Source organism: Burkholderia lata, assembly GCF_000012945.1.
GTDB lineage: Bacteria > Pseudomonadota > Gammaproteobacteria > Burkholderiales > Burkholderiaceae > Burkholderia > Burkholderia lata.
The window spans coordinates 538,857-552,660 of sequence record NC_007509.1 but is presented as its reverse complement, the minus strand read 5'-3'; the positions used below and the strand labels follow the sequence as shown (position 1 = coordinate 552,660).

Below are 13,804 nucleotides of genomic sequence, written 5' to 3'. Positions count from 1 at the left end.
TATTTCCGGGACATACGAAAAAGCTCTGCAGCGGAAATGCCGGCACCGGGGGGCTTTCAGGTAAGGTGCTACGCACAACCATGGACAGATTGCGCCCGCGGCGGCACGCCGGGGCCGTGCATCAGAGGTGCTTGTGGCTCACTACACTTTGCGGCAACTGAAATACTTCGTGACGACGGTGGAATCCGGCAGCGTCGCCGAGGCCTCGCGCCAGCTGTTCATCGCGCAGCCGTCGATCTCCAGCGCGATCAAGGGTCTGGAGGAAAGCTTCGGTGTGAAGCTGTTCATCCGCCATCACGCGCAGGGCGTGTCGCTCACGCCGAGCGGCACGCGCTTCTACCGGAAAGCGCAGGAGCTGCTGCGCATCTCGCACGAATTCGAACAGAACGCGCTGGCCGACAACGACGTGATCACCGGGCAGATCGACATCGGCTGCTTCGAGACGGTCGCACCGCTCTATCTGCCGCAACTGATCGCGGGCTTTCGCGAGCGCTACCCGGGCGTGAACATCCGGCTGCGCGACGGCGACCAGCAGGAACTCGTGCAGGGCCTGACGTCCGGCACGTTCGATCTCGCGCTCATGTACGACCACGATCTCGACGGCACGATCGAGACCGAGCCGCTGATGCCGCCGCAGCAGCCGTACGTGCTGCTGCCGGAGAACCACCGGTTCGCGGGGCAGACGCACGTATCGCTGCGCGACCTGTGCGTCGAGCCGATGATCCTGCTCGACGTGCAGCCGAGCCGCACCTATTTCGTCAGCCTCTTTCATGAACTCGGGCTCACGCCGAACATCGTGTTCGGCTCGCCTTCGATCGAGATGGTGCGCGGGATGGTCGGCCAGGGGTTCGGCTTCTCGCTGCTCGTCACGCGTCCGCATTCCGAATACACGTACGACGGCCAGCGGGTCGTGACGATCGCCCTCAGCGAAACGGTGAGCCCGTCGGGGCTCGTGAGCGCGCGGCTGAAGCGCGGGCAACTCACGAAGCAGGCGCAGTCGTTCGTCGATTTCTGCCGCGAGCGGCTCGCGCAGATCGTCGTGGAAACGGCGCGATAAGGAACCGGAAGAAACAGGAAAACGCACGCGCCGCGGAAAGCGGTGCGTGCGTGTCAGTACGGCGCGCCGCGTCAGGCGGCCGCAGCGAGATGGGCGGCCAGCCGCCTCAGCATCGCGTCGCAGCCGTGAAGCTGGTCGAGCGTGACGAACTCGTCGGGCTTGTGCCCCTGGTCCATGCTGCCGGGCCCGCACACCACGGTCGGAATGCCGGCCTGCCCGAACAGCCCGCCCTCGGTGCCGAACGCCACCGTGCCGAATGCATCGGAGCCGCTCAGCATCGCGAGCAGGCGTGCGGCCTCGCTGTCCGGCGCGGTCGCCAGGCCCGGATACGCGCCCAGCGGCTGCAGTTGAATGTCGGTATCGGGCTGCACCGCGCGCATTCTCGGCAACAGTTCGGATTCCGCATAGTCCTGCAGCTTCCGCGGCACGTCGTGCGCATCGAAATCCGGCAGCGCCCGCACCTCGAAATCGAACTCGCATTCGGCCGGCACGATGTTCAACGCGCGACCGCCCTTGATCAGCCCCGTCTGAACGGTCGAGAACGGCGGATCGAATCGTGCGTCGTGCCGTTCGGGCCGCGCGAGCGCCGCGCCGATCTCGCCGAGCCGGCCGATCAGCTTCGCCGCATAGTCGATCGCGTTGACGCCCGACGGCGCGTACGCCGAGTGACACGCGGCGCCCTTCACGTGGCAGCGCATCGCGAGCTTGCCCTTGTGGCCGAGCACCGGCTTCAGTTCGGTCGGCTCGCCGATCAGGCACAGGCGCGGCCGGTGCTCGCGCGCGGCCAGTGCGTCGAGCATCGGCCGCACGCCGAGGCAGCCGACTTCCTCGTCGTACGAAAACGCGAGATGCACGGGCACGCTCAGCGGCCGGGCGACGAATGCCGGCACGGCCGCGAGCACCGACGCGATGAAACCCTTCATGTCGGCCGTGCCGCGGCCGTACAGGCGTCCGTCGCGCTCGGTCAGCCGGAACGGCTCGACCGTCCACGCCTGCCCGTCGACCGGCACCACGTCGGTATGGCCCGACAGCGCGATGCCGCCGCGATCGCGCGGCCCGATCGTCGCGTACAGGCTCGCCTTCGTGCGCTCCGCGTTGTAGAACAGTTCGCTCTCGATGCCGAAGCCCGCGAGATAGTCGCGGATGAAACCGATCATCTCGAGGTTCGAATCGCGGCTGACCGTCGCGAAGCCGATCAGCCGTTCGAGCAGTGCGCGGCTCGACGTGTCATTCATCGCCCGGCACTCCGTAGCTCGGCGCGGCGGTGGGGTTCAGCGCGCGCGTCTGGTAGTCCTGCATCTGCGGCCGATACGCCTGCCACAGCGCCTCGAGCTGCCCGATCGGATCGGCATCGGCCCAGTCGACGCGCAGGTCGACGATCGGCCAGGTCAGGTCGCCGGCCACCTTGAGCGCGGCGGAATGCACCGGCCCCGCCTCGCCGCCGGCCGCCATCGCCGCGTGCATCGCGGCCAGCAAGCGATCGGCGAGCAGTCCCGGCGCCTGTTCGAACGCGCGCACCATCGCGTCGATCACGGCCGGCGCAGCCAGCAGGTTGCCGGCCGCCACGCACTGCTCGCCCTGCACCGCGTGATGCGTGCCGAGCGCTTCCTTGCCGGTGAAGCACGCCGTCTGCCCCTGCCCGTCGATCACCGTGACCTGCCGGTACTGGCTCCAGCCGTTCGCGCTGAGCGCACGGTCGAGCGCCGCGGCGGGCGCAAGCTGCTCGTGCTCGATCAGGTCGAGGATCTGGGGCCCAAGCGCCGGCAGCGTGATGTTCTGCGTCGCGACGGCGCCGACGCCCGCGCGCACCCACGGGCAGCGCGCGCCCACCGCGATGCTCGACGAGCTGATCGCGATGCCGAGCTGGCCCGTCTCCGGGCAGCGCCCGACGATGGAGAAAGTCATGTCGCCTCCTATGCGCGGTTCGGCTGCCAGTTGTCCGGGATCACCGCGATCACGTCGATTTCCATCAGCCACTGCGGCTGGCCGAGCGCGGACACGACGAGCCCCGTCGAGATCGGATACACGCCCTTCAACCACTTGCCGACTTCCTGGTACACGGGCTCGCGATAGCGCGGGTCGATCAGGTAGGTCGTCGTCTTCACGATGTGCGTGAGGTCGCTGCCGGCTTCTTCGAGCAACTGCTTGACGTTCTTCATCGCCTGCTCGGCCTGTGCGCGCGGATCGCCGAGGCCGATCAGCTTGCCGTCGAAATCGGTGCCGACCTGGCCGCGCACGTAGACGGTGTTGCCGGCCCGCACGGCCTGGCACAGGTCGTTGTCGAGCGTCTGGTTCGGGTAGGTATCCTTCGTGTTGAACATGCGGATACGGGTATGGGTGGGTTGGCTCATCGGAATCCTTCAGTCGTCAGGGGTCACGCCGCCACACCGGATGCGAACGCGGTGCGGCGGGCGGCATGGGTTCGGTCAGTTCACCGCGTCGGCGAGCGGCTGCGCATCGGCGTGCGCCGCGGCGCCGTCCTGCGCCGCGTGCGACGTCGAGCGGCGCTGCGATGCGTCGTGGTAGTCGAGGTAGGTGCGCTGGATCGCGATGTGGTCGGCGATGTGCCGCGCGTCGTGCCACACGCCCCAGATGAAGCTGGAGCCGCGCCGCGACAGCCACGGCAGCCCGAGGAAATAGATGCCCGGCTCCTTCGACACGCCGCGCTGGTGCTGCGGCTTGCCGTTGTCCGCGAACGCGTCGACCTTCAGCCAGCCGTAGTCGACCGCGTAGCCCGTCGCCCAGATGATCGACGTGACGCCCGCGCCGGCAAGGTCGAGCGCGAGGATCGGATGCGCGACGCAGTCGGGGTTCGGCAGGATGCGGCGCGCTTCGGGCTCTTCGGGCAGGTCGAGGCCGTTGCGTGCCGCATAGGCGTCGGCCGCGTCGAGCAGCGACAGGTAGTTCTCGTCGCCGCGCGCGAGATTGATCGCCAGATCGCGTTCGAACACGGCCACGCCGCCATCGAACGACTTTGTCAGCCCGACGAGCGTCACGCCCTGGTTCGCGAGCTTGCGGAAATCCACCGTGTGGCCACCGCGCGCGCCGCTCACCGCGATCGTCACGTGCTCGCGGCCGGGCGTCGCGACTTCCTTGTCCCATTCGCCGAGCACGCCGAGCCACCAGCAGAAGTCGCGGCCGCGATACGCGCGCGGCGGACGATCGTGCGGGCCGACCGACAGGTAGACCTGCCGGCCCGCGCGCTGCAGTTCGTCGGCGATCTGCACGCCCGACGACCCCGCGCCGACCACCAGCACCGCGCCGTCCGGAAGCTGGCCCGGATTGCGATAGTCGGCGGAATGGAGCTGCACGAGGCGCGCGTCGTCCGGCGCGATCGGCGGAATCACCGGGCGCTGGAACGGCCCGGTCGCGACGACCACGCGGTTCGCCTCGATCGTGCCGTCGGACGTCTCGACGACGAAGCCCGGCTTGCCCGCATTGCGCACGACCTGCTTCACCTCGACGCCGGTGCGGATCGGCGCGTTGAACTTGCGCGCATACGCTTCGAAGTAGTCCGCGACCTGGTCTTTCGATGCAAACGCGTCGGGATCGAGGCCGTCGAATTCGAGGCCCGGAAAGCGGTCGTGCCACGCGGGGCCGTTCGCGACCAGCGAATCCCAGCGCCCGGTGCGCCAGCGCTCGGCGATGCGGCTGCGCTCCAGCACGAGATGCGGTACGCCCAGCTTGCCCAGGTGCTCGCTCATGGCCACGCCGGCCTGTCCGGCGCCGACGACGAGCGTATCGATTGAGGTTGTTTCGACTGCCACGGCTGTCTCCTTCTGAAGTGCGGCTCGCTGCGACGCTCGTATGCTCGTGTCGTCGCGCGAGTGGGAATGGAGACATTCTGCTGACAGCCAGGCGTGGGCGAAATGATGTTTTTTGTGGTTGTTGACGAGAAAAAAGCTGGGGGGATGCCTCCGGACGGAGACATCATGCGTTCCGACACCGGGTCGGCACTGGCTGCGAGGTGACGCGGCGGCAGGGTCGAAATGGCGAGCGACGCATCTGCCGCTCCATACGGGAACGAATCGTGCGCGTGAGTCGCGGTCGGCATTGAATGGAGGACGGCTCGATGAAACCCCTGACAATTGCAACGCGTCGAATCATGGCGACCCTCGTGGCAGGCGGCGCACTCGCCGCGACCGGCACGGCCTTCGCGCAAGGCTACGGCGCACCGCAACCGAGGTACGAAGAGCGAGCGCCCGCTCCGGGCGTCGGTGTATCGGTCGAGATCGGCATGCACGGTGACCGCTACTGGGACGGCCATCGCTACTGGGAACGCGACGAGTGGAGGCATCGTCATCCGCACGATCGTGATCCGTGGCGCGAGCATGAGCACGAGCATCGTGAATAGTGACGACCACCGCCTGGAGTACGCGCAACTTCCGTGTGACGCGGGTTAGAAGTCGGATTTCGATGCCAATGCGCTCCGGTATATGAGCGCAAACCGCGTCATCACACTTTTCCGGATCAGCTTGAACGCGGCCTCGTCTGACAAGAGATGGCCGCGCCTCTTATTGATCTTGCGCAGTTGCATGATCGCCTGTTGACATCCTCCCCCGCCTGAAGACGGGGGATTCCTACCGCGTCTGAAACGATAATGCTTATCTCAGGTCGCCGCGGCGGGTTCCTGCTTCATTGAGCGGCTCGACTTCACCGGCTCTCCACAGGCTGCAACGCGGTGTCCCCGCGCCAGAATGTTCAGAGCGCCGACGACATCGGCGTTCTCCTCGTAACTGCATTCGACACAGGCGAATTTTTCCTGCGTGGTTCGGTTATCCGCACTCACGTATCCACAAGCCGGACACGTCCGGCTTGTATTCGCGGGCGGCACCGCCACGAGCCAGCCGCCGTTCCAGGCCAGCTTGTATTCCAATTGCCGCCTGAACTCGCACCACCCTTGGTCGAGGATGGCCTTATTCAGACCGGACTTGGCCCGAACGTTCTTGCCAGGCGCATCGATGCTGCCTGCCGCCGACCTGGACATATTCCGAACCTGCAAGTCCTCGATACACGCCATCGCGTGGTTTTTGCTGATCGTGGTCGTGGCCTTGTGCAGGTAGTCGCGGCGAGCATTGCCGATGCGCGCATGGATGCGCTGGACTCTGGCCTTGGCTTTTTTCCAGCTATTGCTGAACTTGACCTTGCGGCTCATCGCACGTTGGCATCGGCGCAGACGAGCCTCATGTTTCCTGAAACTGTTGAGCGGTGCGATAAACGTGCCGTCGCTCATCGTGGCGAAGCGGGCGATGCCCACATCGATGCCGATCACGCTGGTGGCATGGGGCACCGGCTGCTCGACCTCCCGCTCGGTCTGGATCGAGACACACCACTTGCCCGCGTTGAAGCTGACCGTTGCGTTGCGCAGTTCGCCCAGCACGGGACGCGACAGCCTCAGCCGCATCCAGCCCAGCTTGGGCAGGAAAATGCGCCCATTGGGCTGGTCGAGCTTGAATTGCGTGGGGTCCGGGTAGCGAAAACTGTCGCGCTGGCCGCGCTTCTTGAACTTCGGAAACGCCGCTCGCTTGGCGAAGAAGTTCTTGTAGGCCCGCTCCATGTCTTTGAGGGCGTGTTGCAACGGGTGAACGGGGGCATCCTTGAGCCATGGCGTTTCGCCTCCGTTACGCCACTCCGTCAGATGCTTGGCCATCGCTACGTAGCCAATGAACTTGCCTCCCGCCTCGTAGTTCCCCTTCTGCAACGCCAGTGCCTTGTTGTAGACGAACCGGCACGATCCGGCGAAGCGGCGCATATCGCGCTGCTGCTCGCCGTTCGGCATCAGTTCGAACTTGAAGGCCTGGAGTCGTCGCATCGGACGATTGTATGACTAGCCCACAAGAGCGAGTCAAGCCATTCGACGCGGTCGCTATTACGTCTTTCAAGTGCTACTCGAGCATTCGTAAAAAGTTGTGAGGCGACGCGCTGTGGTCTCTGTCTTACTTCGCCGGAAGTTGTGGCGGCGCGCCTGTCGAAATCATTCGCAAATACATCGACCAACAGAAAGCGCCCCACTAGCCGCCGGAAAGGACGCCTACGGCGTCCGCGCTATCCTTCCCCGCCCTGAAGGACGGGGTTTGACGCGCATTCAGATCAACGGCACCCCTACGACCTTCCACGCCGTCACATCGAAGGTAGCCGTGTACTCGCTGCCGGCGCATGCTCGTTGCCCGGCGCCGGCGCGAACGCCACTGCGCGCACGACCCGACGTCCAACGCGGCGATTCTCAGGCAAGCAGTCGCCCCGCGCATGCCGGCCGATACCGTTGCGCGCCATTCGCTTGCCGCCGAACGCGTGGTCTTCGTTATTGCGATCGACTCACGCCACGATCATGTTTCGTCGAATACGATATCCAGTTTTTTGCCATCCTAAGTAATCTGTTCGCTTTTATTGCGTAAGCGGTCTTTCAACGACACCGCTCCGAGCGCAACGCGATCGCTCAGCGCGTAGAACACCAGCATGCTGACGAGCATCGCAACCGCCACGCCGCTCGTGTCCCAACGCAGCCCCAGACTGAACGCCGATGCCTTGATCGCGGTCATGCCGAGTGCCATGACGAGCAGCATCGCCTCAAACTCCAGCGCGACCCGAACCGGAGCCCGAACCAGCACGCGTACCGTGCTGCGTCGATGCGCGCCCTGGCGGTCGGCCTCGCGCCGGATCAACAGCGCCAGCATGGCCAGCATCGACATCGGAAACCATTGGAGATGGAGCACGAGCGTATTCCACATGGCGCCGGCATCGAGCGTTCCACCGCAGATATTGAGAATCGCATCCAGCGGGGAGCGCATCGCATCGAGCGTCAAGCCCGCGCAGATCGCGGCCATGCACCAGAGCATCGACCGGCGAGCACACCTGCCGGGCGAGCCGCTTCTCGTCGAGTAGCCGGCGATGCCGCAGGCAATCGCGCCGATGCCGTTCCATATCCAGCTGGATGGGGCACCATGCAGCCTGGTCGGCAAGTCGCAGGCGAGAAAACCGAGGAGCGCGAACGCCAGCCCGCCGCGCACGCGTCCGGATATCGGCAGCATGGCCGTTCGCGCAGGCCCGATCCTGGCGCTCGCGCGAATCGCGTCCGTCACCCTTGCCGGACGCCTGGCCGTGTCAGCCGGCGGTGCAGTCGGCGTAGTCATGACGGTTCAGGCGGGATCCCTCATGACCGCATACCACGAGCACACCACCCCGGCCGGCGCGACGCCGCCGCTACCGCTCGCATGCGGAACCGTGCGGACGATCGAACCGGTCAGCGCCGGACGCTGATCGATGCCATTGGGCCAGGGCGCGCTCACGTACCCGACATAGTCGTATACCCATTCCTCGCCGCCGACCACGCCGCGCCCCTGGAATCGCACCGTGCCCGGATTCCCGTAGGTGACCCAGCCGTTGAGCTGCAGCTCCCATCCCGGGCCGAAAATGCGCCCCTTGAAAATGCCCGCCGGCGCCTGCTCGATCTCGATCGTGCCGAGGCCGAATTCAAGGTCGTTGAATGCGGTGGCCGGGTCGGGATCGTTCAGGAAACTGCGATAGGTCCACAGCCCCACCAGGCTGCCGGTTTCGGGTGTGTAGCTCATGCCCGCGTCTCCCCTTCATGTCCACGTTGTCGACGTACCGAGGTGAACCGGCGCCGGGCGACGGCGCCGGTTCGTCACTCGCCGCCGCTACCGGACTTCGAGCCGGAACAGTTTCGGTGCGGGTTGCGGCGGCGCGCCGGCGACGGCTTGCAAAGCGGGCGGTGACGCGGGTTGCGTCTGCAGGCGTACGCCCTCGCGCGTATGGATTTCGACCTCGTACTGCGCATCCTGCACCGCGCTTTCGGCGAAGTGATTCAGCGGGAAGAACGCCTTGACTTCGAGGTGCGTCTGGCAATTCGCGCAGGACACCACGCTCCAGCGGCTCAGCACGGCCTCCGTGCCGAGCAGTTGCCGTTCGCCGTCCACGTTGACGTACGCGGACACGAGGAACGACCCGGCAATCGGCGCACGATTCAACCCGGACACGCGCACGACCTTGCTGCTGTTGCCGGCCGGCACGGTCGCTGCCGCGAGCGAGTATTTCGGCAGGTTTTCCAGCGAACCGGGGCCGTACGTGTAGCCGAGCTGTTCCTCGATGTTGATGCAGTCGAGCGACGTATAGGCGCGCTCCTTGCCGTTCTCGCTCTTCTTGAACGGATCGAGCGGCGATTCGAGCGTGAGCCACGAGTTGGGCACCGTGCCCGGTGTCGGCCCCTGCGCATCGACGGAGTTGGTGCCCGGATACTCGGCGATGACGTCGAGGTGCTGCGTGTAGCCATGCCGCTTCTGCCACAGCCAGAACACACGATCGATGAAGCAGTGGTGGAAATAGAAGATCGGGTCGAGGCCCGCCGTGTCGTTTTCGCCCATGTCGCCGTTGGCGCCCGGAATCGGCGAGAAATCGCCCTTGTTCGGGCCGTGCGGCACGTCGAACCCGCCGACGGCAAGGTGAATATCGTTGTGCGGCGACTCGAGCGGGACGACGGGAATCGCATCGGCCGGAAGATTCTCGTTCCACTGGGCCGCGGACGACGTATTGGAAAACACCGTGTAGTTCGGCGCATTCAGGCACTGCTCGAACTTGCTCTTCACGTTGGTCGGCACCACGTCGCCCTTCACGACGATGTACGACGTGAGCCAGTCCACGATGTTGCGGTTCAGTATGACGACGTTCTCCTTGGCGTTCGGAAACTTCGCGTTGTGCTTCTCGGTGGCGGCCTTGTCCTTGTCGGTCCCCACGAGCCCCGACAACGGGTAGCGCACCGTGGTGTAGGGCAGCGGTTTGCTGTAGTTCGGATTGTCGCCGTTGATGTTGTCTGCGATCGCCCGGTTGAACGCGAAGGACGCCAGCGGGTTCGGAATCGTTTCGCCGTCGAGCTCGAAATCCGGGGCGGTCAGCGCCCACGGAATGCCTTTCGTCAGCGACTCTTCGCTGGTTTCGTCCCAGAACGGCAGCATCACCTGCTCGCAACCGGGGATGCTCTGCAGCGCCTGTTCCAGCCGCAGCAGGTAGGCCCGGTGCCAGGTGGGGAACAGCACGTTGCCGTGGTTGCAATAGCCGCCCCAGTAAGACGCCGAGCCCCAGCCGGCGCCGCGGAACGGCTCGCCATGGAAGCCGCCGATCATGAAGAACGAGTTCGGATCGTCGGGCGGCAATGCCTTGATGCCTTTCCACGCGCGCATCACGTCTTCCAGCGGCTTTTTGTTGCCTGCCAGATATTCGGCTTGCAACGATTCGATCGACGGACGAACTCTGACTCCAGGTGCGTTATTCATGATGTGTCCAGTCTCCTTCGTGGGTAGCGTTACGGTTTGGCCGCCAGATTTTGAACGTAAGCAGGTAATTCAAAAATCAGTCAAACTCGCGTTCAATTGAATTCGTTTTATTAAAATAGCGCTTGGCAAGTTGAAAGCATTAATCGACGGGCGATAGGCGGGCCCGCGTGGTCACCTGATCGCCTCCATGGGGGCGTGGACACGCGCAACAGGCGCAACACAGCCTCTGAAAAGGGGCTGCGCCTTCAGATCGTAGGGATGCCGTGGTGAATCGATGCCGATTCGGCAGGCACGAATGCCTGGCAAAGTAGCCGAGATACCCCGATAGCGTTTTATCCTGATTTGGTATGAGTAAATAAAGCAGATGGCGCTTGTTTTAGCAAGGACAAGGCGAGCTTGATTATTAAAAAATTTGGATTCGGACGCGACTATTGGCTCATTTTATTTTCATGAATAATCGCGCGCATTTACGACGATATCGTAAAAACACGGCGCCAGATAATCACGGGTGAGTGACTGGGTTTATTAATGCAATCGGCCGACGGCTACCTTACGATCGTCGGCGGGTGCCCAGCCGGTGCTCGGCCGGTGCAATCGTTTCTGTCCGGGAGAGCGCCTCGAGTTGAACTCGGTGACGGTGCCGCGAACTTGCGTCTCCGGTGATTGCGGTTAGCGTTGCGGGACCGGATAAAAACTCGCGGAGAACAAGGAAGATCGCATCGCAACATTCAAACGACGAGCTCCCGAGCGGGTGGCATCCCGGTCATCCGACTTCCCCCTCACGCCCCACCCATCCACGACCATTCCTGACCGTGCCATTCGAACCGGCACCCGCACACATGGGGCGGGCACCGTCCTCAACGGATCGTGCCGGCTACACGTTGGTCCATGCGCCGGTGCCGTGCTGGTACTGCATCACGCCACCGTGGATCCGCACCCGCAGGTTGCCGTCTTCCACCTGCACCCAATTGAGCATGTCGAGGCTCTGCATCAGCCCGACGAAGAAATCCTGCAGTTCTTGCGTGTCGCTGGCTTGCCAGAGGTCGATGCGGCCGAGGCATGCACGCAGATCGCCGCTCTGCTGCATGATCGTCTCGACCTGGCCGGCTACGTCTGCCGCCGGATCGTAGACGTTCGTGCCGTCGATGCTGACGATCGACAGGTGGATTCCGCGCACCTGCGTGGGCTGAGCCGGTGCCTGCTCGACGAGCGCGATGCAGCTCGTCATCGCACCGAAATCGATTTCCGTCGCATCGCCCCAGGTGCGCTCGCCAACCGCCAGCGGCGCGGGACCGTGTACGTTTTGAATGATGTAGGACATGGGTTCCTCATGTGACTGATAGGACTGCAGATAGTGGGCCCGCGACAGGTTCGGGAAAGCGAACGTGCATCGGTCCCGCCGCTCACATCCCGCCTCGCGCCTGACGGCCCGGCGGGTCGTGTCGATTGATGCGTCGTCGGTGCGCGTGCGGAAAGCAGTTGCCCGCGACGTTTCACATCGGCGCGATCATCCACGCCACGCGGACGATCACGCGCACATCGATTCAATGCCGGTCGTTTCGCGGCTGCCGGGGCCGTCGTCGACGCGTCCCGCGCAGCCCGCGGCGGGATCGTCGGCGCACCCTACGCGCCCTTCTTGTCCAGCAGCGCCTGATACTTCTGCAGGCTCTCGTCGATCCTGTCGAGTGCGACACTGGCGGCCTCCCCTTCGATCGCTTCCGCGGCACCCGCGACGATCGCCGCGGTCGCAACGAACAGATCGGTCAACAACAGGCCCACCGCATCCATCGCCATGCCGGGCACGTTCTCGTCGACGGTCTTCTGCGCCAGGTCCTTCATCAGCACGCTCTTGCCCGCGATCGCCAGCGACGTCGTCGCCTCGAAGTAGTTGGCCGCCGCCTGCGCGACCATGCCGCCCGCCTGCGTGATCATCATGTTCGGGCCGACTGCGATTTGCGTCGTCGCATAGGACGCCGCCTCCGCATTGATCGCCTGCACGGTCTGCAGCGCCGAGCCGCCGGACCCGGCCGGACCCGCGACCGCGTTCGGGGCCTTCAGTGCATCGGTGAAGCGGCGCAGCCGGTTGACCGGCCACGCGCGCGCGCCGGCTTTCGGTGTCGCGGCGTGCGGCGTGACATCGGCCGGCGTCGTGGCTTCGGCTGCGGCGTCCGCGACATCGTCCGGCGCCTGCGTCGTGCCGTCACCGCGTCCGCCCAAAAGACCTTTCATGTTCATGATTCAGATATCCCGAGAGTCATCGAGTCCTAATGCGTGGGGCCCGTCTGCGGCCCGGCCGACGGAACTTGCGGCGCGCCGCCGGCCCCACCGCCCGAGGCACTCTTCGGCGATGCTTCGACGGACAGGATCATGGCCACCGCCTTCGACACGACGGCGTTCGAAATCTGGTTCAGCGCGGCCTGCTGCTGCGTCATGTTCTGCGCCGAGATGCCGACGGCCTGGCTGAACATCTGGTAAAGCGTGCCCAGCGCCTGGGCCGGCGATCCCGCGACGACGTTGACGTTGGTCTGCGTCACCGCATCGGTAATCTGCTCATTGACTTTGTCTGCCACGAGGCCTCCTCGGAACCCGGCTCCGGCATGCGATTGAAGGAACGGACGGGCCGGCAGGCCAGCGACGCCGCACATGCCGTTAGGAACGCTGCGTGCCCGCGTTCGTGAACGCGCTTACGCGAGTTCCTCGCGCAACTTCTTGCGCAACAACTCGACACGCTTCCGCGCAAGCGGCTCGTTGATCCCGAGCGTCGCCGCGATGTGCAGATAGGGGCGGTCTTCCTCGAACTTGAGCGTGAACAGCATCTGCTGCTGAGGGGGCAGCGTGGACAGCGCCTGCTGGAGACGCACCAACTGCTGTCGAAGCAGCATCTGCTGCTCCACCGACGGCGCGTGGCCGGCCAGCTCGACGGTGTGATCGTCGTCCCAGCCCGGGTCGAATTCGAGCATCCCGCTTTCGCGCAGCCGGCGCCGTGCGCCATCGAGGAATGCGTGGTTCAGCACCAGAAAGAGAAAACCGGCCAGGTTCTGCACGCGCTCGGGCGAGCGCTGCAGGTAAATGTGGACCTTGAGTGCGGTATCGGAGAGCAGTTCGTCGGCGCGGTGAATATCGCCCTTGCACAACAGGCGCGCGCGGCGCCGCAATTTTCCCTGCATCTCCCGCCACGTGCGATCGAGTTGCTGCGCCGGACACTCGGGCGTCGGGGCAGCGTGCTGGTTCGAGGTTGTCATCGCGTGCCTTCCAGTTTTTATGGAAAACACAGAATCGATTCGACGCTGCGAATGACGCTGTTACCCGTGTAACACCGTTATAACGATAATCGGGCTCGGTAAATTTTCTTGATTATTATGAACAGAAATTTCAATTCTCCGGCATAGCCCGATCCGTTGTTTCAGGTGCGTCGCCGGGCCTGAATAACGGCATTGCGATGAAAAAGAACGACTGCCGCCGC

General features: G+C 64.6%; 14 protein-coding genes and 1 pseudogene. 3 read left to right on the top strand and 12 right to left on the bottom strand.

The window, feature by feature from the left end; all coding sequences use genetic code 11:
- Positions 1-133 precede the first annotated feature (133 nt).
- Complete coding sequence (locus BCEP18194_RS02325) at positions 134-1,057, top strand: LysR substrate-binding domain-containing protein (protein WP_041492437.1); 924 nt, start codon at positions 134-136, stop codon at positions 1,055-1,057.
- 71 nt (positions 1,058-1,128) lie between these two features.
- Here BCEP18194_RS02325 and argE read toward each other — a convergent pair whose 3' ends face one another.
- The 4 genes from argE to BCEP18194_RS02305 form a co-directional block, all read right to left on the bottom strand.
- On the bottom strand, positions 1,129-2,292 hold the full coding sequence (gene argE, locus BCEP18194_RS02320; protein WP_011349684.1) for an acetylornithine deacetylase: 1,164 nt from the start codon (positions 2,290-2,292) through the stop codon (positions 1,129-1,131).
- Positions 2,285-2,962: a DUF1028 domain-containing protein gene (locus BCEP18194_RS02315; protein WP_011349683.1), complete on the bottom strand. Its 678-nt coding sequence runs from the start codon at positions 2,960-2,962 to the stop codon at positions 2,285-2,287. The genes argE and BCEP18194_RS02315 overlap by 8 nt, the downstream gene beginning before the upstream one ends.
- A gap of 8 nt (positions 2,963-2,970) precedes the next feature.
- Positions 2,971-3,408, bottom strand: coding sequence for a RidA family protein (locus BCEP18194_RS02310; RefSeq protein ID WP_011349682.1), 438 nt, complete (start codon positions 3,406-3,408; stop codon positions 2,971-2,973).
- Between the two features lie 75 nt (positions 3,409-3,483).
- A complete protein-coding gene (locus tag BCEP18194_RS02305) occupies positions 3,484-4,824 on the bottom strand; it encodes a flavin-containing monooxygenase (protein ID WP_011349681.1) in 1,341 nt (446 codons plus the stop codon).
- Between the two features lie 305 nt (positions 4,825-5,129).
- On the opposite strand from BCEP18194_RS02305, the gene BCEP18194_RS02300 reads away from it, so the two are divergent.
- Entirely contained in the window at positions 5,130-5,411 is a 282-nt protein-coding gene (locus BCEP18194_RS02300) for a hypothetical protein (protein ID WP_011349680.1), read from the top strand.
- A gap of 255 nt (positions 5,412-5,666) precedes the next feature.
- Here BCEP18194_RS02300 and BCEP18194_RS02295 read toward each other — a convergent pair whose 3' ends face one another.
- The gene (locus tag BCEP18194_RS02295) at positions 5,667-6,869 is read right to left on the bottom strand and encodes an RNA-guided endonuclease InsQ/TnpB family protein (protein WP_011349679.1); all 1,203 of its coding nucleotides are present in this window, start codon (positions 6,867-6,869) and stop codon (positions 5,667-5,669) included.
- Between the two features lie 110 nt (positions 6,870-6,979).
- On the opposite strand from BCEP18194_RS02295, the pseudogene BCEP18194_RS39075 reads away from it, so the two are divergent.
- Positions 6,980-7,072, top strand: a pseudogene (locus tag BCEP18194_RS39075) (transposase); the annotation flags it as partial.
- A 350-nt stretch (positions 7,073-7,422) separates the two neighbouring features.
- Here the strand turns inward: BCEP18194_RS39075 and BCEP18194_RS02290 are convergent.
- From BCEP18194_RS02290 to BCEP18194_RS02260, 7 genes are all read right to left on the bottom strand, one after another.
- Positions 7,423-8,085: a hypothetical protein gene (locus BCEP18194_RS02290; RefSeq protein WP_041492436.1), complete on the bottom strand. Its 663-nt coding sequence runs from the start codon at positions 8,083-8,085 to the stop codon at positions 7,423-7,425.
- 108 nt (positions 8,086-8,193) lie between these two features.
- Positions 8,194-8,625, bottom strand: coding sequence for a hypothetical protein (locus BCEP18194_RS02285; RefSeq protein ID WP_011349677.1), 432 nt, complete (start codon positions 8,623-8,625; stop codon positions 8,194-8,196).
- A gap of 87 nt (positions 8,626-8,712) precedes the next feature.
- Positions 8,713-10,341, bottom strand: coding sequence for a tyrosinase family protein (locus BCEP18194_RS02280; RefSeq protein ID WP_011349676.1), 1,629 nt, complete (start codon positions 10,339-10,341; stop codon positions 8,713-8,715).
- 874 nt (positions 10,342-11,215) lie between these two features.
- A complete protein-coding gene (locus tag BCEP18194_RS02275) occupies positions 11,216-11,662 on the bottom strand; it encodes a hypothetical protein (protein WP_011349675.1) in 447 nt (148 codons plus the stop codon).
- Between the two features lie 302 nt (positions 11,663-11,964).
- Positions 11,965-12,570: a hypothetical protein gene (locus BCEP18194_RS02270; RefSeq protein WP_244272849.1), complete on the bottom strand. Its 606-nt coding sequence runs from the start codon at positions 12,568-12,570 to the stop codon at positions 11,965-11,967.
- A gap of 35 nt (positions 12,571-12,605) precedes the next feature.
- Positions 12,606-12,911, bottom strand: a complete 306-nt coding sequence (locus BCEP18194_RS02265; protein WP_041492435.1) for a RebB family R body protein — start codon at positions 12,909-12,911, stop codon at positions 12,606-12,608.
- A 114-nt stretch (positions 12,912-13,025) separates the two neighbouring features.
- Complete coding sequence (locus tag BCEP18194_RS02260) at positions 13,026-13,583, bottom strand: RNA polymerase sigma factor (protein WP_011349672.1); 558 nt, start codon at positions 13,581-13,583, stop codon at positions 13,026-13,028.
- Positions 13,584-13,804 lie beyond the last annotated feature (221 nt).